Genomic DNA, 19,865 nt, shown 5'->3' on the forward strand with positions numbered 1-19,865 from the left:
ATTTCTGCAGTCAATCACCATATTTCTTTCACAAACAAGAGCTTACAAAGAGGCTTCTTATCCCTCAATTTCCAGCCAAAATAAATCATCCGATTATTTGATACATGACAAGCAACTGTAACAACCAAAGGGGCAAAAGCGTTCTAATATAAAGGTGAACCGAAGGACGGGCACAGATAACAGCCGGCCCTAAGGGGCAAGATCTTAAGGACAAATATGGAGATCGCAGTCATGGCAAATCAATTCTTTCCCGACTTTTCATTATTCGCTCAGGCGATTCCTCAGCCCTTCCCGATGCAGAAAATGCAGCAGCACTGGCTGGATGGCGTGAACAATCTGGTCAATCTGGAACTGGAAGCGATGATGGAATACAACCACCTCTGGTTCTCTCTCTGGCAGGACTGTGCATCCGGTGATCAGGAAGTGTGTCACGAACGCCTGATTGACCACTGGGCAGACCATCACAAACTGCTGATGGATCACCAGAAACGCCGCGAAGCTGTGATGAGTGAATGGAAAGAGCATATCGAAGAGGTTCTTTAGCTCTATCGGTATTCGACGACAGCACGGGCCGTCCCGCCTCGAAAACCAGAGGCCAATCGCTGAATAAACAAAAACGGCCATCGTAATGATGGCCGTTTTTTTATGCTTTGCGCAGCACTCAGAGATCTGGCGACCTCTGAGAGAAAGATTACTTCAGCAATTCGCTGATATCTTTCGCTTCCCAGTGCGGGAAGTGCTTGCGGATCAGGCTGTTCAGTTCCAGTTCAAAGGCACTGATCGGACCTGCCGCAGTTTGTGCGCCAGCTTCTGCTACCGAGTCGATCATGCCCGCACCAACAGTGATGTTGCTCAGACGGTCGATCACGATAAAGCTACCGGTAAACTTGCTCTCTTTATACGCATCGAACACAACCGGTGCGGTCAGTTCAACGGTTACCAGAGCGATGCCGTTCAGCGGCAGTTCACGGGTTTCAGATTTTTCCATGGTGTTCACATCGATCTGGTGTTCGATGTGCGTCACATAACCACTGGTAAAGTGGGTGCCCACTTTGAAGCTGTACTGCTTGCCCAGCTCCAGAGGTTGCTCATGCATCCAAACCATGTGCGCGCTGAAGCTGTTGCTGACCTGAGCTTCGCTACCGGTTTCAACCAGTACATCACCACGGGAGATATCGATCTCGTCATTCAGGGTGATGGTTACCGCCTGACCCGGCTGCGCCTGCTCCAGCTCACCATCATAAGTCACGATGGATTTAACGGTGCTGGTTTTACCGGAAGGCAGCGCAGTCACAGACTGACCTTTCTTAACCAGACCAGCTGCAACGGTGCCGCAGAAGCCACGGAAGTCCAGATTCGGACGGTTCACGTACTGCACAGGGAAACGCAGGCTATCCAGAGCGATATCGTGATTAACTTCCACGTTCTCCAGAATTTCCATCAGCGGTTCACCGGTATACCAGGACATGAGTTCGCTGTTGGCAGTTACGTTTTCGCCTTTCAGTGCAGAAACCGGTACGAAACGGGTATCCGGCAGATCCAGATCTTTCGCAAATTCTTTGTAGTCCGCCACGATTTCGTCATAACGAGCCTGGGAGTAATCCACCAGATCCATTTTGTTAACCGCAACGATCACGTGCTTAATACCCAGCAATGAAGCGATAAAGCTGTGACGACGGGTCTGAGTCAGTACGCCGTGACGGGCGTCGATCAGAATAATCGCCAGCGATGCGGTAGACGCACCGGTCGCCATGTTACGGGTGTACTGCTCGTGCCCCGGAGTATCCGCGATGATGAACTTACGCTTCTCGGTAGAGAAGTAACGGTAAGCCACATCGATGGTGATACCCTGTTCACGCTCAGATTGCAGACCATCTACCAGCAGCGCCAGATCGATCTCTTCGCCGGTGGTGCCACTTTTCTTACTGTCACGGCTGATTGCTGCCAGCTGATCTTCATAGATCATTTTGGAATCGTGCAGCAGACGGCCGATCAGAGTACTTTTACCGTCATCAACACTGCCACAGGTGATAAAGCGCAGCAGGTCTTTCTGTTCGTGTTGTTTCAGATACGCTTCAATATCTTCCGCAATCAGATCGGATTGGTGAGACATTTTGTGTCCTCTATAAACTTAAATCTTTAGAAATAACCTTCGCGCTTCTTCTCTTCCATAGAACCGGTACCGTCGTGGTCAATCACACGGCCCTGACGCTCGGAAGTCGTGGTCAGCAGCATTTCCTGAATAATATCCGGCAGTGTTGCAGCGGTAGATTCCACCGCACCGGTCAGCGGGTAACAACCCAAAGTACGGAAACGCACAGAACGCATCTCTGGTTTCTCGCCTTCTGCCAGCGGCATACGGTCGTCATCCACCATGATCAGGGTGCCATCACGCTCAACCACAGGGCGCTCTGCGGAGTAGTACAGAGGAACAATCGGAATCTCTTCCAGATAGATGTACTGCCAGATATCCAGCTCGGTCCAGTTGGACAGCGGGAATACACGGATCGATTCGTCTTTGTTGACCTTGCCGTTGAACAGGTTCCACAGTTCAGGACGCTGGTTTTTCGGGTCCCAACGGTGGAATTTGTCACGGAAAGAGTAAACACGCTCTTTGGCACGTGATTTCTCTTCGTCACGACGTGCACCACCAAATGCAGCATCAAAGCGGTACTTGTTCAGCGCCTGCTTCAGAGCATCGGTTTTCATCACGTCGGTGTACTTACGGCTGCCGTGATCAAACGGGTTGATATTCGCTGCGCGGCCTTCCTCGTTGGTATGAACAATCAGATCCATACCGGCTTCCTTCGCCATTTTGTCGCGGAATTCGATCATTTCACGGAATTTCCACGTGGTATCAACGTGCATCAGGGGAAACGGAGGCGTTCCCGGATAGAAGGCTTTACGGGCCAGATGCAGCATTACCGCAGAGTCTTTACCGATTGAGTACAGCATTACCGGATTATCAAACTCAGCAGCTACTTCCCGAATAATGTGGATGCTCTCGGCTTCCAGCTGTTTCAGGTGAGTCAGGCGTTCGGGCGATATCATCGTTGTGATCCACTCCTGCTAAAGGTCATAAACAAGCCCGACACAAGCGGGCTTTTTAAGTCGAAATCTGTGATTGCAGACTGAACCGGTTTGCGGATTAGGCAAATGCTGCGGTCAGAAAAAACACTACAGCGGTCCCAGTGGGTGCAATTTTAATAGGTGTAGTAAAAACGGAATCCTTAATTACGTCAAATTATTTAAAATCATTGTCTGATAACTTTTTGACATAAAGGGTTCAAAAACAAGATACCGGCATCCGGCGGGAAAATCTCTGCGACCAAGGGCTTGATGTCTGTGTATCGGAGCAGGCCACCACCCCGATTAAAAATGCTGTTTCAGTCGCTCTACCCGACTGGTCACAACACCATCGTCAGACAGGTCAAAACAGCGGTAACCGGGTGCCTGCTCATCCAGTTCAAAGTCGTTGATATCCGCCCTGAACTGGATGCTGGTTGCTGGCGTGGAGAACAGGGTCAGACCATCCCGCCCGATCTGCTGATCCTGATGCACATGACCACAAATCACCGCTTTCACCTGAGGCTGCTGACACAGGGTCTGCCAGAGCCAGCCATCATCCTGCAGAGGGATACTATCGATACCGGCAACCCGCTCAGGATCTTTCAGCTCAAAATAGAACATTCCCTTTCTTTCTGGCCCCACCAACACAGGTTGATGGTGCACGGCTACCGCCTGAAAACGGGCTTTAGGCTTATCCAAAGAAGCCAGCAGTGCCTGGCGCTCACTCTCGGCCAGCTCACCATGAGGGCTTCCGGAATTGGAATTCAGCAGCAACCACTGCCAGTCACCAACCACCACTGAAGGCTCCGGTGTTTTAAAATCAGCCATCAGCTCCGGCTCGTCATGGTTGCCGGGAATCCATTGCCAGCGAGCTCCGGTCTGATCCATGCGCTCCGCCAGCATGCGGTAGACCGTCCGGGCAGCCTCCGGACTGTGATCCTGACAGAGGTCTCCTGTCAGCAGATAGAGATCCGGTTGCCCCTCACAGGCTATCTGCGCCAGCAAGTGATTCAGATTGCGCCATGGGTTCTGTCCCTTAAAGTCCAGGGCAATATCGGCAAGCAGGTGGAGATCGGTAAGCTGGATAACGGAAACAGACATGACTGGCGAAGATCCTGAGCAAGCAAGTGAAAAACGAAAAAAGGCTTCCGGCATAACGTGGAAGCCTGTTCTTTGGGTAAGTTAGGAGACTGATTTAGTAAGCTTTTTTCGGAGGCCGGTTTTCGGAAGCCTTGTAACCTTAGTAAGACAGATTAACCGGCTCAGCGATATGGCCGTACTGCTGCAGGTGTGCCAGCCACTCTCCCAGAAACAGATTGATCTGCAGTTTCTCATCCGGCTGACGCATCTTGTCATTAGGATAAAGGTAACGGCCTTCAAAATGACGTTGCTTCTGATAACCCACCACTTCCGCCATGCGGGCATCGTGATACATACGCACCGAAAGCTCCGGCTGGCTGAGCCAATGGCCCCAGCTGTCCTTCTGGAAAATTCGTAACAGCGTGGTGTACTTACTGCGCTCAGTGACCTTAATCACCAGCTCACCCAGATGCAGGGATTCATCACTGACCGCAAAATGCCACTGCTCAGACTCATCAAGATCCGGCAGTAATTTCAGCAGACGCAGATAGTTGGCTTCACACTCTGCCATCTGCTTCTTCAGATCAACGGCGTAATTGGGTTTGGTTCTCCAGCCATTATATTGCTGCCAACTGCCAAAACGGTTACCGGTGCCCGGTTTTTTATCGGAATTCGAATTCATAGCAAAACACTCCCGCCCCAGCAGGCTGATCGTCCGGAACATATCTCCGGAAACTAAACGATCCTCCTGACACCCAGATAATTAGAATCTAAGCGCAGTACTTCTGCTGAAGGCGTTGTCGGTTAAGCTGCAGCCACTGCAAACCGATAATGGCCATGGCATTATTAATGCGGCCATCCTCAAGTCCCTTAAAGGCTTCGTCAGTGTCGACCAGCTCAACGCGGATATCTTCATTTTCTTCTTCCAGGCCGTAGATACCTTCCTGAATCTCACGACTGTTAATAATGCCCAGAAAAAGATCGATCTGTTCATCCATACCACCGGGGCTGACCCAGTATTTGTAGAGATGTTCAAGGTGAAGCACTTTACAGCCGGCTTCTTCTTCGGCTTCCCGGTGAACCACATTTTCATTACTTTCACCAGGCTCTGTCATGCCTGCTACCAGTTCAAACTGCCACGGGCTTTGGGACGCATCGTAAATACAACCGGGGCGAAACTGTTCCAGCATCAATAACTTATCGACGACAGGATCATACAGAAGCGCACCAACGGCGTTGCCACGAACAAACACCTCACGGCTCATCGCTTCTGACCAACCTCCATCAAAGCGACGTGTTTTCAGGCGCAGTTTATCGAAACGGAAGAAACCCTGAAATACCGTGTTCTGTTCGATAATTTCAACTGCATCCTGATGAAACGTGGGCGTTAATTTTTTACTCATGGTCATTCCTTTCCGGCAACAGCCTTTCAGCATAGCAAGTTTCAAATAACACTCAAGAAGCCCATTCAGGGGTAAAACTCAACCCACCAGTACAATTCTGCGCACTATACTAATCTTGTGTAGGACTATGACAGTATGACGAAGTAAAAGTCTCACCCGCGGTAATACAGCATCGCAACAGGAGCACTTTTACTTCCGGCAGGAGAGACTCCCGGAGGCGATTATGGCCTTTGTGCAACTCAACTATCTGAATCACCGACCGCTGGCCTTTTTCGCCGGTGCAGAGGGCAATGTGCCTGCGCTTAAGGCCTGCCTGCAACAAGCTAAAAGGCAAAGTGCCAGTATTCGTCTCTTTCTGGGCAACGCTTTTGGTGCCTTTGGCCACAGCGACGAAACCCTGTTCCAGCTGGAAACCCAGTGCACCTGGCTGGTTCGAGGACAACATGAACGCCTGCTGCTGCAGCGTTTCAGTCCCCGCCGGGGTTCTCTCAATAATCAGCCTGATGATTCATTCTTCGGACAGTCTCACGAAAACGGAGCGGAAACGGCCTGGCAGTGGCTGGATAATGATACCCGCCTCCGCCGCGCACAAAGCAGCTTCAGCTATCACAACATCGGCCATTTAAGCCAATGGACCGACCTGATCCGACTGCAAACTCCAAACGGAGCAATACTCGCCTGTCACGACTCACCGGATTACCTTTTTCCCGGTACGCTTAATCAACGTAACCTCGATAAAAACCAGATTCTGCAATGGCTGGATCAGTACCATTGTCAGGGGCTTATCATTGGCAGCGACCATCAACCCTGGATTGAACACCTGCCGGAAGGCCGTTTTGTCGCCAGCTGCGGTGCCAGTGGGTTTGCCAGCCATCCCCTCTATGCTGATGTCCATTACCTGCTGATTGAGCCCTTCAGGGGCAAACTGATCCCAAGAATCGAACGTGCCACCTATGATGTGAAAAACTGGGCGGATCAGCTGCATACAGAAGGTGTCTCTTCGCTACTGACCTACCCTCTGCTCAAAGGACTGCCGCCACCGGATAATTAAGCAAAAAACGATATCTGAACCAAAGGCTATATAAAAACAGCCATCCGACTGAGCCAGATCAACCTTAAAACAAATACAAAAAATACATGTAACATAACATGACTGAAATCATGCAGTTTTATTGCAAACATTAGGGTTAGAATTCACTATTGGGCAGCTGAATAATAACAATACATTTAAAGCTGATTTTTTAACGGCTTACGAACATTTATGGGCCAGCTTTGCCAAAGTCTTAAATTAAAAATATAACGACCAAGCATAAGAGCGAGCGTTGCAATGCATAACCTCCTGGGCAATATCAAAATCAAATACAAACTCTGGGTCATTATCGGTTTAATGGCCATGGGGACAGCGGTACTGATCAGCGTCTCGCTGATGTCTCTCAAAGACAACCTGCTGGAAGACCGTAAGATCAAAACCAAGCACGTGGTTGAGACCGTGCACGGTTTTATGGATCACTACTATGGGCTGGAAACATCCGGGCAGCTAACCCGTGAACAGGCGCAACAGGCCGCTCAAAAGGCGATTGAAAGTCTGCGTTACGACAAAGACGAGTATTTCTGGATCAACGACATGAACGCTGTCGTTGTGATGCACCCGATCAAGCCGGCCCTGAACGGTAAAAACCTGAGCAATCTGGAAGATGCCAACGGCAAAAAAATCTTTAGCGAATTCGTTGGGGTGGTTAAAGCTTCCGGTGAAGGTTATGTGAACTATCTGTGGCCTAAACCCGGCCATGATGAGCCTCAGGCTAAAGTTTCCTACGTGAAAGGCTTCACCCCTTGGGGTTGGATTGTCGGCAATGGTATCTACCTGAATGATATGGATGAGATCTTCTGGCAGACCCTGCTGCATTACTCTGTAACCGTGGGTATTCTTAGCCTGCTGATCGGTGGTCTGGCGCTCTTTATCATCCATATCATCACCGTACAGATCACCACCCTGAAAAACACTATGGTGGCGGTAAAAGACTCCGGTGACCTGCGTGAACGAGTGGATATTGATACCACTGACGAACTGGGTGATATGGCCGGTGCTTTTAACCACATGATGGATAAGTTCCAGAACATCGTGAACTCGGTTGATCAGTCCACCCAACAGCTGTCCCACGCCATCACTCAGATGTCAGAGATCACCGAAAGCACTATTGATGGTGTCGCCCGTCAGCGCTCTGAAACGGAACAAAGTGCAGCCGGTATGAACCAGATGGCGGCTTCTGCTCAGCAAACCGCCCATATTGCGGATCAGGCTAATGAGACCACCCGCCAGGCGCACGAACAGACAGAAAACGGCCTGCGTATCGTTGAAGAAGCCACCGGCAGTATCAACGAACTGGCAAGTGAAGTTGAAGAAGCCAGCAGCGTGATTAACGCTCTGGAAGATCACACTGCGAAGATCGAAAGTATTCTCGATGTGATCGGTGGTATCTCCGAACAAACCAACCTGCTGGCGTTAAATGCCGCCATTGAAGCTGCCCGTGCCGGTGAACAGGGTCGCGGTTTTGCCGTGGTGGCCGACGAAGTCCGTCAGCTAGCCCAACGCTCAGCCGAATCCACCCAGCAGATTCAGGAGATGATCCACGAACTGCAAAGCCGCTCCAAAGTTGCTGTAAATGTGATGAATACCAGTCGGACTAAGGCAGAAACCACGGTTACGAAAGCGACCGAAGCCGGTGAAGCCTTCCGCACCATTGCAGAATCCATGCAACAGATCAGCTCGCTAAATGCTCAGATCATGAATGCAGCAGATGAGCAAAGCAGCGTTGCAGATGAGATGAGTCGTAATCTGGTGTCTATCTCCAGCGTTTCGGAAGAAACTGAACAGGGTACAGCTCTGATTCGAGAATCCGGTCGTGAGCTGCAGCAAAATGCGAAGAATCTGGAAGGCTTGATCAAACAGTTCCAAACCTGACCTGCCTCTCAGGTCACGCTTCAAACAGCCTGTGCGTCGTTTTAGAATCGGCCACAGGCTTTTTTATTACTTAGAGAACACACTCCAACCAAAGAGACCGAATCCTGTATGAAAGGGCGTAATATGCAGCGCTGGCGGGATCCTGCAAAGGACCCTCGGCGTGAAAAGAAGACCAACCTGATCACCCCCGAAGGCTATGAAGCGCTTCAGAGCGAACGAAATTTTCTCTGGAAAGTTCGTCACCCGGAGCTGGCTCAGAAAGTACAGGAAGCTGCCGCCCAAGGCGATCGCAGCGAAAATGCCGATTACACCTACAACAAGCAACTGCTGAATAAAACACTGGGACGTATCCGCCATCTGGACAAACGTCTGGATGCGTTAACCGTTGTGGATAAGAAACCTGATGATCCGGAGCGAATTTTCTTCTCTGCCCATGTCGAGCTTGAAGATGAAGAGAGTGAGCTGATGAAAATCCGTATCGTAGGCCCGGATGAAGCCGACCTCAAAGAGGGTAAAATCAATATCGACTCCCCCATGGCGCGCTCTTTATTGGGTAAAACACTGGATGATGAGATTCGGGTACAGGCTCCCGGCGGTGAACAGGTCTATTACGTATTATCAGTGGCTTACGATTAACAGAGAGCCAACCCGGATCAACTGACGATAAGAACAACCCGCACCATTAAAAAAAACGCCCCTGACAACCTAAGTCGTCAGGGGCGGTTTTTTTAATTCAGATCGGATATTCCGAAATAAATATGTGGGGTATGGCTATAGGTCTCTGCCTTATTTGAAGGCACAGCCGGTTTTAATCCCCATCATATTGAAGATTTTTGCCGCCGGGCAGAAGCCAGTGAAAGCAGACTGGATCATATTGGCACCAATAAATACCGTAAACCAGAAGAAGTTTGCGTGTACGTACTGGGTCAGGATCACACTCAGTAAAACCATTGAACCCGCAAAAACAAACATCAGACGATCAATATTCATAACTCTCTCCAAAACTCATGTAGGTCACATCACCTGACCGATTGGGAGAGATAATATTAGAAAACCCTTAAACAAAGAAATACCGCTTAATTCTAAATAGAATTTACATATAACCAATAGAAATAAGCGGTCAACATGGATTCAAAAGGATCAGTAAGGACGTTCAGCAATCACCACTGCACGCTTGGGTGCAGGGTAACCTTCCGCAGTTTTAGTGGCATCATTCGGATCGAGAAAATCCTGCAGGGATTGGTAAGTCATCCATTCAGTGCTGCGCTGCTCCTCTGTCGTGGTGACCGAGACATCCACGACCCGCACATTAACAAAGCCGCACTTCTCCAGCCAAAGCACCAGTGCATCAGGGCTTGGCAGATACCAGACGTTGTTCATCATGGCGTAGCGATCTTCCGGCACCAGCACGGTTTGTGCGTCACCATCCACCACCAGGGTTTCCAGCACCAGCTCACCACCGGGACGCAGCGCTTCTTTCAGCTGGTACAGGTGATCAATTGGCGAACGGCGATGGTACAGCACCCCCATGGAAAACACGGTATCGAAGTAATCGAGATTTTCCGGGACATCTTCAATACCCACTGGCAAGTGGAATACACGATTGCCATCAGCCAAGCCCATCAGACGGCGCACCAGCTGGAACTGCATATGAAAACGAGGGGAAGGATCAATACCCACCACAAAGCGGGCTCCGGCACCGGCCATACGCCAGCAGTGATAACCGCTGCCACAACCAACATCCAGCACGCTGCGGTTATGCAGGGGTGCAATGAACTCCGCCAGACGATCCCATTTCCAGTCGGAATGCCATTCGGTATCGATATAAGAACCGTGCAGCTCGAACGGCCCTTTGCGCCACGGCATCAGCTTTTTCAGCAGATTACGATATTTCGCCTGCATTGGCTGAGGCAGTTCAGGTTGGGTACTGACCTGAACAGCACTTTGCTCCAGATTGATTTCAACCTGATATCCCTGCTCCGCCAGCATTTCTGCGGTATCAAATTTATCCACAACCCTCTGCCAACCCGGCAGGTCTGAATAACGCTTAATATCCAACGCCTCTTCCAGCTGCTCAGGAACTTTTGCCAGCCATCGGGTAAGACCTTCTTCGGCAAATTTTTGATACAGAGGTGCGTAATCCTGCATGGTGAAGCTCGCTTAAATCGGGTTGGATAGAATTCAGGACAATCAGACTGAGTTTTTGAGTGATAATTATCGGGCTTTTATCGCCAGCAATGAGGCAAAGTTCAGGTATTGAAACCAAACCGTACTCTGAGCGAAACCCGCATCTTTGAAACGCTGGTGATGGGTATCAAAGCTCTCAGCCTGCAGGAAGTTTTCCAGCGCGGCACGTTTCTGACTGATCTCCAGTTCGCTGTAGCCATTAGCCCGCTTGAAATCCAGATGCAGATCAAACAAGGTATCCTGCTGCTCTGGTGACTCGAAACGTACTTTTTCCGACAGGATAATCACACCACCCGGTGCCAGACCTTCATGGATCCGTTTCAGCAACGGCAGGCGCTGCTCCATCGGCAAAAACTGAAAGGTAAAATTCAGAATCACAACCGAGGCATTCTCAATCGGTGCTTCGCAGATATCAGCACATTCCAGATGCACACCATCTCGCTGCACGTCAGAAACTTCCTGTGACAGCACCTCACGACAACGCTCGATCATGGCTTCCGAGTTATCGAGACCAATAATCTCAAGGCCCGGCTCCTGAATCTGGTGCAGTACCGACAGCATACTGGCCCCCAGAGAGCAGCCCAGATCATAGATACGGGTACCCGGTTGCCAGTAACGACGGGCAATCACACCGGTCATGCCGATCATATTGCTGTAACCCGGCACTGAGCGTTTGATCATATCCGGAAAGACCTGAACCACCTTATCGTCAAAGGAAAAGGTCGCTACTTTGTCCAGAGGATTGGCGAAAATGGCGTCTTTTTGTTCGTGTTTCACGTCAGGTACCTAAAAGTTAAATCCGGGCAGACCAGATACAGAACTTACCGGTTTCTGCGATACGCTCGCAGTGACCGAAAGTAGCTTCGATAATATCCGGGTATTTCAGAAAACGGTTGGCAACGATACGCAACTCACCGCTTCGCTTAAGATGTTTTTTCGCCTGACGGATAAAACGATCCGCCAGATCGTAATCTGTCTTTTGACCGGTATGAAAAGGCGGATTCGAAATAATCAGATCGAAACGCTCGGTGACATCACTCCACATATCGGAGGCAAAAACCTCACCTTCGAGATCATTTGCTTTTAAGCTCCGGCTGGTTGCTTCCAAAGCCATCGCATTAACATCACAGAAGGTGACTTCCAGTTCGGGATCACGCTTAAGCAGGCTTAAACCGATCACACCGGTTCCACAGCCCATATCCAGCACTCTGCGGTTACGCACTTTGGACGGCTTGATACGAGGCATATTCTGCAGCATCAGAGCTGTGCCTTCATCCAGACGGCCATGGCTGAACACCCCGGGCAAACTGATTAGCTTTAGGTCCGACAAGACTTCAGGGAAGGCATCATTTTCAGGCAGATTCCAATGCAGCTCCCAAGGGTCAGGATTAAAGCTGTACTCGGTTTCGATCTGATTTACCGGGCCTAGCTCCAGCTTAAGCAGGGTGCTCTTTTTCGCCTTATCAGCCTTACTCAGACTGAAGCCACCTTCCGGCCAGGCTTCTTCAGCTGCTGCTCTAACCAGTTTATCGGCTGACTTAATCCCGCCGTTATTCTCACCTACCAACCAGAAACAAGCGCCTGATTTCAGCAAAGGCAGCAACTGAGCAATCAGATAACGTGCCTGCTCTTTCGCTTTCGGCATAAAGAGGACGATATTATCGTAACCGTTAAGAAGACCCGCCTCGTTATCCTGACCAAGATAAGCCTGAAAAAGCGGTAAAAAGCGCGATTCTCGCTGAGCAAAATCAACCATCGACTGATAGCTTCTCCAGTCATCCATCAGCAGGTGTAATGCCTCGACATCATCCGTGAGTAGTGGATGAATAAAATTACCAATACCCTCGGTTACCGACAAATGAGCCAACAGAACCTGCCCCTTAATTGACGACTGGTTGCGCAGTAAGAGTTCTGCGGCTGGAGATAAAGCGCTCATAATGTTTTACCGGTGTAGAAGGTTATAAAAACGTGAAGGATAAAGCTGGGTATTCTACCGTCAATCAACGCGTAAGGTACAAAATCTGGCAGTTTCAGCGATCAGGGCGTTAAGTAATGGCATGTGTATTTGTGGTTACATGCCCTTTTTGGCGATGATATGAATATAACGTCCCATTCGCCAATAAGGATCCTGATGACAATAACGCCATTCCAGCTCTAACAGCTTCTCAAGATCCTCATCAGAAGGATGTTTGTCTCTCAGGTAGTCCGTAAATACCCTGATGCCGGCGACAGAAACAATCTCAAGCCCCTGTTGCTTTAAGCCTTCAATAACCTGTTCCGGTTTTTGTGGACTGATGGGAGTCAGGCGTAAGCGCTGCCCGGTGCCATCCAGAGTATCCCGCAACGCTTTATCGTAGTTGCCCTTGACGATATTACTGAAACGAAGACCATCTTCATTGAAGAACATCAGCGAGAGCCAACCATCGCCTTCCACCTGACCGCTAATAATCGGGAGGGCATCCATCGGCTGATGCAGCCACTCCAGCACGGCATGACAAACAACCAGCTTGGCTGGCGGCAAATTCTCAGGCAGATCCTGCAAGCGGTAGTTAAAGCTTTCCACAGGATAAACGTATTGCTCTGATTGCTGCTGGAAGAGTGCTTCCGCTTCAGCCCGCATATCATCGGCAGGTTCAGTAAAGGTTACTTTATTCCCCTGACGGGCAAACCAGTCACTTATTTGGCCGAGGCCGCCACCGATATCCAACACTTCAATGTTTTGCTTATCTGCAATAAATGGAATCTGCTGGAAATCCCGGGACAAAAGCTCCTGACGCAACCAGCCTTTATTCGTGCCGTAGACATTCTTGCGGAATTTCTCGGCCAAACCATCAAAGATCTTATCAGTCTGGATTTTTGGGCGCGGTGCAGCCAAGACGGTAACCTCAAGAGAAGGGAATCACTGTTACAGGATTCAGATCAGGGTAAAAGCAAGCGCAGGATACTAAAGGATTTAACAGAAAGGATAAAGCTCAAGGCAATCAGGACAAAATTAAGGCATAAAAAAACCAGCCCGAAGGCTGGTTCTTTTTGTACTCAGTATTTCTAATCTTAAGATTAGAATACCAGCGCAGCACCTACGTAAGTACCAGCCAGGTTTTCTTTCAGGTCTGCATCACCAGAACCGAACTCGCCGTATACGTACATGTTAGATGCTACAGAGTAAGTTGCGCCAAATGCAACATTGGTTTGGTCTTTAGCATCAGACATAGAAACGATACCGTATACGTTACCGTTGCTGTAATCCATAGATGCAGAAGCAGCGATGATCATGTCGTCAGCTTCTGTCATTTCCAGCTTAGCACCAACAGTCAGAGCATCAACAGGCAGAGATACTGCAGCAGCGATGTCGCCTTCTACAGAGTCAAAACCAGCACTAACAGTCATTGCACCAACAGGCAGAGCTGCAACGAACTGCATAGCTTGCTCGTCACCGTCCAGCTGAACAGATGCACCAACTTTAACGCCGTCGAAATCGCCAGTGTACTGCAGCTGTGCTACTTCAGAAGCGCCAGAAACACCAGTGTGAGCACCTTTCAGAGCTTCTGGAGTGTAAACAACGTCTTGTACGAAGTCGTTGATCAGAGTGTCTTTAGAACCAACCAGAACTTGACCAAAGTCACCTTTAACACCCATGTAAGCTTGATCACCTACCATGAATGCATTTGCATCATCACCAGTTGCACTGCTGTCAGCAGACTTGGCAGCCGCAGCGTTAACATCAGCTTCAATCTTGTAGAAAGAAGTCAGACCACCTTCCATAGCGTTTTCGCCTTTAACGCCGAAAGTAGAACCGTTGTCACCAGCAGTCAGATCGTTTTCCAGATCAACAGCAACTTGGATGTTACCGTAAACAACAGGAGCAGCTTGTGCAGCTACAGAGAAGCTCATAGCACCAGCAATAGCGGTAGCAATCAGAGTCTTTTTCATTTGATAATTTCCTTTCTCTACTCAATCGCTCTGCAAATATGCAGAAGTTTTATCGGTGTGCTGACTGAATGATGAAAATTCAGCCAATCAATAACCGTTATTGTTTCAATCGCAGGAGCTACTTTAAACATCCTGCGTCCGCATGGCAATAGTCAAATTCGCCCTTTTTTCAACGAATTTCTTTGGTTTTGATCTGCACTAACCAAAGTTAACTCGTTGTTATGGCTCAAGCGTTCAGCAACCCTAGACCAAGACTTTGACAATTTAGTGACAACTTGTGAGTGCGTTCTCCGAAACACGGTAAATAACGGATAACAAAGGCCACCTAAAGAGCGAATCATCTAGCTTGTAGGGCATGCTCGATCATCAGCTGAACAGACTTCCTCCCCCGAAACTCATTTAAATTCAATTGGAAAGCGGCTTGCACATAATCCCCTTCTTTAAAATCGATCTTATTATTTCCAGCTAGCGCTTTGAACCAGATCCCTTTAACAGACACTGTTTTTTCAGGGTTTGATAGTAAGAGCTGCAGATGACTTTGGTCTGCACCCACAGCCCTCAGTTGCTCCACAAGAAATTGACCTGAAAAACAGGGCTGCTCAAATTCACGCCCAAACGGTTGTAACGTCTGGAATAATGACCAGGTATCTTCAGTAATATCTTCTGCCTGTAAAGTTCCGTCGATTTTTACTACAGGTTGTAAAGAGTCGCCTCTTAAAGCATTTACTACAGCAAAATTGAATCCTTCAGCGAAATCCCCAAGACTATTCCGGTTGAGCGTGAGTCCAGCCGCGCCTCTGTGGCCACCAAATTTAACCAATGAACTCTGATTTGTATCATGCACTTGCTGCAGGATATCTCTGATATGGATGCCATCAACACTTCGTGCCGAACCTGACAGATGATCCGGATTCAAAGCCGGACACATGACGACACAAGGTTTTCCTGTCTTTTGGGTGACCCGGGAAGCCACAATACCCTGAACACCGGCATGGCCATTTTCAAGAAAGACAGATAGCCCCTGATAATTTTTTGCCAGTTGCGGCTGAATCAAGCGGAATGCTTCCTGCACCATCTCCTGCTCGATCGCTTTTCGGTCTTCATTATCCTGATCCAGAATGGCGAGATAATGCTCAGCCTGATGATCCGTGCCGGCCAGCATATAATGCAAGGCCGCATAGGGATCATCCAAACGGCCACGGGCATTAATCCGTGGACCAAGCTGAAATCCTAATGTGCCGGCATCGAAGAACTCATTCTCTTTTCGGAGTAGCTGGCGGATTACTCGCCAGCAGGGCAGATCAAATCGGTTAATCAGACTTAATCCCGTATGCACAACCGCACGATTGACCGTACTCTCACCAAGAGAAACACAATCAGCCACTGTTCCTAAAGCAACATAGCTCAGCAGAAAGCCCAGCTTTTGCGAAGTCTCTGCCAGATATTGCCGTTGAATCAACTCATCCCGAACCTGAGCCATAACCAGCCAGCTCACCATACAGCCAGCAATGGTGGCATCAGGGTAATCACAATCACTTTGTGTCGGATTGACAACCGCATAAGCAGAAACAGGCGCACCTTCTTCAGGTAGCGCGTGATGATCCGTTACAACGACATCGATCCCTGCTTGCTTCAGCAGCTCAAGGCGCGCTTCATCGCTGGAACCACAATCTGCGGTAATAATCACATCAGGCAACGGCGTCTGCTCAAGAATTCGACTGATTAAACCTGCGCTAACACCATAGCCATCATTAATTCGATGTCCGATCAGGCTGTGAATTCTGTCATGCTGAACACCAAACAACTCTGTCAGCGCCCGATAAATTACGACATGAGAAGTAATGCCATCCACGTCATAGTCAGTCAGAACACCGATTCGCTCGCCACCGATAATTGCCTGACTGATTCGATCAGCAGCCTTAGAGCAATCCTTCAACAAGTCTGGCTTAGGTATATATTTCAGCCCCGGACGTATAATTTCTTCAAGATTACAGTTCTCACTTTTAATCCGGCCAGCTAAAACTCTCGCCAACAGAGGATGCAAGCCGAGACTCTCAGCTTGCTTCATAACTTCCGGGTTAAGGGTTCGCATTTGAAAAACGGGCTGCAACATAGGTCTTCCGGGCAAGAGTTAAAATCAGCAGAAACAAGCAGGGGAGCCTAAGCTCCCCTGTCTGAAGATACGCAATAACCGGTTGGCTTAGCGCTTATTCTCAACCACAAATTTCTGAATGGTTTCAGCATCTGCAGGCAGTACCGAGAAGCGTTCTTCTCGCTCCAGAAGGTCGGCCATGTGAGGAGGCAGCGGCGCGCCTTCAAAGCCTGCCTTAACAATGGCATCTTCAAACTTGGCCGGATGAGCTGTTGCCAGAGTGATCATAGGCACAGACTTATCGCGGTTGCTGGTTTCAGCTGCGCGGTAGCCGGTTGCGGTGTGCGGATCCAGCAGCTCACCGGTACGCTCAAAAGCTTCTTTGATCACCTCGATGGTGGTTTCGTCGTCAACGCTCAGGCTGTCGAACAGCTCACGGGCTTTATCCCAACGGGCCTGTTCGATCTGAACCGGTTCGTTGTTGAAGCGTTTCAGCAGATCTTCAACTGCCGCGCCATCGTTGCCATACAGATCAAACAGCAGACGCTCAAAGTTGCTGGATACGACGATATCCATACTTGGTGACAGAGTGTGCAGCAACGGCTGTTTGCTAAAGTCGTTTTTGCTGATCACACGGTGCAGGATGTCGTTGGCGTTAGTTGCCACAACAAACTGATTCACCGGCAGGCCCATTTTGTAAGCGATATAACCGGCAAAAACATCACCGAAGTTAGCCGATGGAACGCTGAAAGAGACTTTGCGATGCGGTGCGCCAACTGCCACAGCGGAAACAAAGTAGTACACCACCTGAGCCATGATACGAGCCCAGTTGATGGAGTTCACCGCTACCAGACGGGTATTACCACCCAGGAAGCCCTGGTTGTTGAAACTGTCTTTAACGATCGCCTGACAGTCATCGAAATTACCTTCAACGGCGATGTTAAAGACGTTATCCGCCAGCACTGTGGTCATCTGACGACGCTGTACTTCGGATACGCGGTTGTATGGATGCAGAATAAAGATATCCACATGCTCACAAGGCTTACAGCCTTCGATCGCAGCAGAACCGGTATCACCGGAGGTTGCGCCCATGATCACAGCATGTTCGTTACGCTTGCCCAGGAAGTGATCCAGCAGACGCCCCAGCATCTGCAGCGCTACGTCTTTAAATGCAAGTGTCGGGCCGTGGAACAGCTCCAGCAGGTAGTGGTTGCTGTCCAGCTGCTTCAGCGGAGTTACCGCATCATGCTTGAAGGTACCGTAAGTATCTTCAATCATGGCTTTCAAAGTGTCGGCAGGGATCTCATCACCGATAAAGGCGTGCATCACTTTATAAGCGATTTCGGTGTAAGACAGACCTGCCCAGGAAGCGATCTCGTCAGCGGAGAACTGAGGGATCTCTTCAGGAACATACAGGCCACCATCGCTGGCAAGACCGGTCAGAACAACATCTTCAAAGTTAAGGGCGGGCGCTTGGCCGCGGGTACTGATATAACGCACGGTGTGATTCTCGTATTCAGGTTTATAACGGCCCGATAGGGTGCGGGTCGGTTATTATCCGACGGCTGGGTTAACCGCCGGATTTTTCAGTTCTGTGCTTAACAAGGGTAAGCAGCCGGATATCAGCTATCCAGCGTTTCCACACGGATGCGGACCACTTCACCACAGATATCCACCAGAGATTCAATCTCGCGGATCGCGTCGTTCATCTGCAGCTCCTGACATTTATGCGTCATCAGGATAATCGGCACCATTTCGCTCTCTTTGGCCTCTTTCTGGATGATGGCTTCAATGCTGATGCCTTTGTCACTCAGAATGGTGGCCACACGAGCCAGAACACCCGGACGGTCTACCGCCTGCAGGCGCACATAGTAAGCAGTGGACACATCATCCATCGACAGGATTGGTGCATCGCTATCCAGAGTATCCTGAGTAAAGGCCAGAGGCGGTACACGATCGGCGTACTCAGCCCCCATGGAACGCGCGACATCAACAATATCAGCCACCACAGAAGAAGCCGTTGGTTCCGCACCGGCACCCGGACCGTAATACATGGTTGGGCCTACCGCATCACCGTGTACCATGACCGCGTTCAGTACGCCGTGTACGTTAGCAATCAGACGGTCTTTAGGAATCAGGGTCGGGTGAACACGCAGCTCAACGCCTTCTTTGTTACGACGGGCAATACCCAGATGCTTGATGATATAACCCAGCTCATCAGCCTGCTCGATATCCAGCGGAGTGATCTTGCTGATGCCTTCGGTATAAGCTTTATCAAACTGCAGCGGAATACCGAAAGCAACGGAACCCAGAATGGTCAGTTTGTGCGCGGCATCGATACCTTCAACGTCAAAGGTCGGATCTGCTTCAGCGTAACCCAGTTCCTGAGCTTCTTTCAGCACATCAGCGAAGTCACGGCCATAGTCGCGCATCTGAGTCATGATGTAGTTGCCGGTACCGTTGATGATACCCGCCAGCCAGTTGATGCTGTTCGCCGCCAGACCTTCACGGATACCTTTAATAACCGGAATACCACCTGCTACTGCCGCTTCAAAAGCAACCACAACGCCTTTGGCTTTGGCTGCTTCAAAAATTTCATTACCGTGCACCGCGATCAGCGCTTTGTTCGCTGTTACCACGTGTTTGCCGTTTTCGATCGCTTTCATGACCAGTTCACGGGCTACATCGTAACCACCGATCAGCTCAACAACCACGTCAATTTCCGGGTTGTTAACGACATCAAAAATGTCACGGGTTACATCAATACCTGTGGTATCGCATGCAGGGTTATCACGACGGGCACCAATCTGCTCAACAATAATAGGGCGACCAGTACGACGGGCAATCTCTTCAGCATTGCGGATCAAAACATTAACTGTACCGCTACCAACAGTACCTAAACCACATACACCCACTTTTACCGGTTTCAATACGATACCCTCTTACCTGTTTCTTGCATAAACGACTGGTATGCCTGTTTCAGCATATTCTCTTATCGGCTTTAGCACGACAGTCACTCGAACTGACAAGTCGCTACAGCCTGTTTAGAACCCCACATCTTAGCGCTTTTTAGCGCTAAGAAAAACCAAGTCCGATGGCAGAAAAAGCAATTGCCTCTGATATTTTTCAAAAAAAACGCAAT

Annotated in this window: 18 protein-coding genes; 4 read left to right on the forward strand and 14 right to left on the reverse strand. The window is 49.5% G+C overall.

The window, feature by feature from the left end; translation table 11 throughout:
• Positions 1-231: 231 nt before the first annotated feature.
• Positions 232-543: a hypothetical protein gene (locus BV405_RS11710; protein ID WP_140054578.1), complete on the forward strand. Its 312-nt coding sequence runs from the start codon at positions 232-234 to the stop codon at positions 541-543.
• A gap of 148 nt (positions 544-691) precedes the next feature.
• Here BV405_RS11710 and cysN read toward each other — a convergent pair whose 3' ends face one another.
• The 5 genes from cysN to BV405_RS11735 all read right to left on the reverse strand — a co-directional run bounded on the left by cysN (position 692) and on the right by BV405_RS11735 (position 5,552).
• Positions 692-2,113, reverse strand: a complete 1,422-nt coding sequence (gene cysN, locus BV405_RS11715) for a sulfate adenylyltransferase subunit CysN (protein WP_086481019.1) — start codon at positions 2,111-2,113, stop codon at positions 692-694.
• 26 nt (positions 2,114-2,139) lie between these two features.
• Complete coding sequence (gene cysD / locus BV405_RS11720; RefSeq protein WP_086481020.1) at positions 2,140-3,051, reverse strand: sulfate adenylyltransferase subunit CysD; 912 nt, start codon at positions 3,049-3,051, stop codon at positions 2,140-2,142.
• A 321-nt stretch (positions 3,052-3,372) separates the two neighbouring features.
• Positions 3,373-4,170: a metallophosphoesterase gene (locus tag BV405_RS11725; protein ID WP_176330126.1), complete on the reverse strand. Its 798-nt coding sequence runs from the start codon at positions 4,168-4,170 to the stop codon at positions 3,373-3,375.
• A gap of 139 nt (positions 4,171-4,309) precedes the next feature.
• The gene (locus BV405_RS11730; RefSeq protein ID WP_176330127.1) at positions 4,310-4,831 is read right to left on the reverse strand and encodes a DUF1249 domain-containing protein; all 522 of its coding nucleotides are present in this window, start codon (positions 4,829-4,831) and stop codon (positions 4,310-4,312) included.
• Between the two features lie 88 nt (positions 4,832-4,919).
• Positions 4,920-5,552, reverse strand: a complete 633-nt coding sequence (locus tag BV405_RS11735) for an NUDIX domain-containing protein (RefSeq protein WP_086481022.1) — start codon at positions 5,550-5,552, stop codon at positions 4,920-4,922.
• Positions 5,553-5,775: 223 nt separating this feature from the next.
• Here BV405_RS11735 and BV405_RS11740 point away from each other — a divergent pair, with 223 nt between their 5' ends.
• The 3 genes from BV405_RS11740 to greB all read left to right on the forward strand — a co-directional run bounded on the left by BV405_RS11740 (position 5,776) and on the right by greB (position 9,150).
• On the forward strand, positions 5,776-6,603 hold the full coding sequence (locus BV405_RS11740) for a hypothetical protein (RefSeq protein WP_086481023.1): 828 nt from the start codon (positions 5,776-5,778) through the stop codon (positions 6,601-6,603).
• A gap of 276 nt (positions 6,604-6,879) precedes the next feature.
• Positions 6,880-8,514, forward strand: a complete 1,635-nt coding sequence (locus BV405_RS11745; protein ID WP_086481024.1) for a methyl-accepting chemotaxis protein — start codon at positions 6,880-6,882, stop codon at positions 8,512-8,514.
• Between the two features lie 108 nt (positions 8,515-8,622).
• Positions 8,623-9,150 carry a transcription elongation factor GreB gene (greB, locus tag BV405_RS11750; RefSeq protein WP_086481025.1) on the forward strand — a complete coding sequence of 176 codons (528 nt, stop codon included), beginning with the start codon at positions 8,623-8,625 and terminating at the stop codon, positions 9,148-9,150.
• 150 nt (positions 9,151-9,300) lie between these two features.
• On the opposite strand, the gene BV405_RS11755 is transcribed toward greB, so the two are convergent.
• The 9 genes from BV405_RS11755 to BV405_RS11795 all read right to left on the reverse strand — a co-directional run bounded on the left by BV405_RS11755 (position 9,301) and on the right by BV405_RS11795 (position 19,653).
• Positions 9,301-9,504, reverse strand: coding sequence for a YgaP family membrane protein (locus BV405_RS11755; RefSeq protein ID WP_086481026.1), 204 nt, complete (start codon positions 9,502-9,504; stop codon positions 9,301-9,303).
• Positions 9,505-9,654: 150 nt separating this feature from the next.
• Positions 9,655-10,662 (reverse strand): tRNA 5-methoxyuridine(34)/uridine 5-oxyacetic acid(34) synthase CmoB, encoded by a 1,008-nt coding sequence (cmoB, locus tag BV405_RS11760; RefSeq protein ID WP_086481027.1) that lies wholly within the window; start codon positions 10,660-10,662, stop codon positions 9,655-9,657.
• A 66-nt stretch (positions 10,663-10,728) separates the two neighbouring features.
• Positions 10,729-11,478 (reverse strand): carboxy-S-adenosyl-L-methionine synthase CmoA, encoded by a 750-nt coding sequence (cmoA, locus tag BV405_RS11765; protein WP_086481028.1) that lies wholly within the window; start codon positions 11,476-11,478, stop codon positions 10,729-10,731.
• Between the two features lie 16 nt (positions 11,479-11,494).
• Positions 11,495-12,637: a methyltransferase gene (locus tag BV405_RS11770; RefSeq protein WP_086481029.1), complete on the reverse strand. Its 1,143-nt coding sequence runs from the start codon at positions 12,635-12,637 to the stop codon at positions 11,495-11,497.
• A 135-nt stretch (positions 12,638-12,772) separates the two neighbouring features.
• Entirely contained in the window at positions 12,773-13,576 is an 804-nt protein-coding gene (locus BV405_RS11775; RefSeq protein WP_245832299.1) for a methyltransferase domain-containing protein, read from the reverse strand.
• A gap of 182 nt (positions 13,577-13,758) precedes the next feature.
• Complete coding sequence (locus tag BV405_RS11780; protein ID WP_086481030.1) at positions 13,759-14,631, reverse strand: porin; 873 nt, start codon at positions 14,629-14,631, stop codon at positions 13,759-13,761.
• A gap of 337 nt (positions 14,632-14,968) precedes the next feature.
• Positions 14,969-16,744, reverse strand: a complete 1,776-nt coding sequence (gene recJ / locus BV405_RS11785; RefSeq protein WP_086481031.1) for a single-stranded-DNA-specific exonuclease RecJ — start codon at positions 16,742-16,744, stop codon at positions 14,969-14,971.
• An 87-nt stretch (positions 16,745-16,831) separates the two neighbouring features.
• Positions 16,832-18,223 carry a threonine synthase gene (thrC, locus tag BV405_RS11790; RefSeq protein WP_086481032.1) on the reverse strand — a complete coding sequence of 464 codons (1,392 nt, stop codon included), beginning with the start codon at positions 18,221-18,223 and terminating at the stop codon, positions 16,832-16,834.
• 122 nt (positions 18,224-18,345) lie between these two features.
• Positions 18,346-19,653, reverse strand: coding sequence for a homoserine dehydrogenase (locus tag BV405_RS11795; protein WP_086481033.1), 1,308 nt, complete (start codon positions 19,651-19,653; stop codon positions 18,346-18,348).
• Between the last annotated feature and the right edge of the window lie 212 nt (positions 19,654-19,865).

It is taken from the genome of Oceanospirillum sanctuarii (genome assembly GCF_002150805.1).
Taxonomy (GTDB): Bacteria; Pseudomonadota; Gammaproteobacteria; order Pseudomonadales; family Halomonadaceae; genus Oceanospirillum; species Oceanospirillum sanctuarii.

Bases quoted from the DNA above. Each gene is read 5' to 3' on its own strand.
- cmoB (WP_086481027.1), bottom strand. From the start codon at position 10,662: ATGCAGGATTACGCACCTCTGTATCAAAAATTTGCCGAAGAAGGTCTT.
- BV405_RS11735 (WP_086481022.1), bottom strand. From the start codon at position 5,552: ATGAGTAAAAAATTAACGCCCACGTTTCATCAGGATGCAGTTGAAATT.
- cysN (WP_086481019.1), bottom strand. From the start codon at position 2,113: ATGTCTCACCAATCCGATCTGATTGCGGAAGATATTGAAGCGTATCTG.
- greB (WP_086481025.1), top strand. From the start codon at position 8,623: ATGAAAGGGCGTAATATGCAGCGCTGGCGGGATCCTGCAAAGGACCCT.
- BV405_RS11755 (WP_086481026.1), bottom strand. From the start codon at position 9,504: ATGAATATTGATCGTCTGATGTTTGTTTTTGCGGGTTCAATGGTTTTA.
- BV405_RS11740 (WP_086481023.1), top strand. From the start codon at position 5,776: ATGGCCTTTGTGCAACTCAACTATCTGAATCACCGACCGCTGGCCTTT.
- BV405_RS11770 (WP_086481029.1), bottom strand. From the start codon at position 12,637: ATGAGCGCTTTATCTCCAGCCGCAGAACTCTTACTGCGCAACCAGTCG.
- BV405_RS11725 (WP_176330126.1), bottom strand. From the start codon at position 4,170: ATGTCTGTTTCCGTTATCCAGCTTACCGATCTCCACCTGCTTGCCGAT.
- recJ (WP_086481031.1), bottom strand. From the start codon at position 16,744: ATGTTGCAGCCCGTTTTTCAAATGCGAACCCTTAACCCGGAAGTTATG.
- BV405_RS11710 (WP_140054578.1), top strand. From the start codon at position 232: ATGGCAAATCAATTCTTTCCCGACTTTTCATTATTCGCTCAGGCGATT.
- BV405_RS11780 (WP_086481030.1), bottom strand. From the start codon at position 14,631: ATGAAAAAGACTCTGATTGCTACCGCTATTGCTGGTGCTATGAGCTTC.
- BV405_RS11745 (WP_086481024.1), top strand. From the start codon at position 6,880: ATGCATAACCTCCTGGGCAATATCAAAATCAAATACAAACTCTGGGTC.
- BV405_RS11730 (WP_176330127.1), bottom strand. From the start codon at position 4,831: ATGAATTCGAATTCCGATAAAAAACCGGGCACCGGTAACCGTTTTGGC.
- cysD (WP_086481020.1), bottom strand. From the start codon at position 3,051: ATGATATCGCCCGAACGCCTGACTCACCTGAAACAGCTGGAAGCCGAG.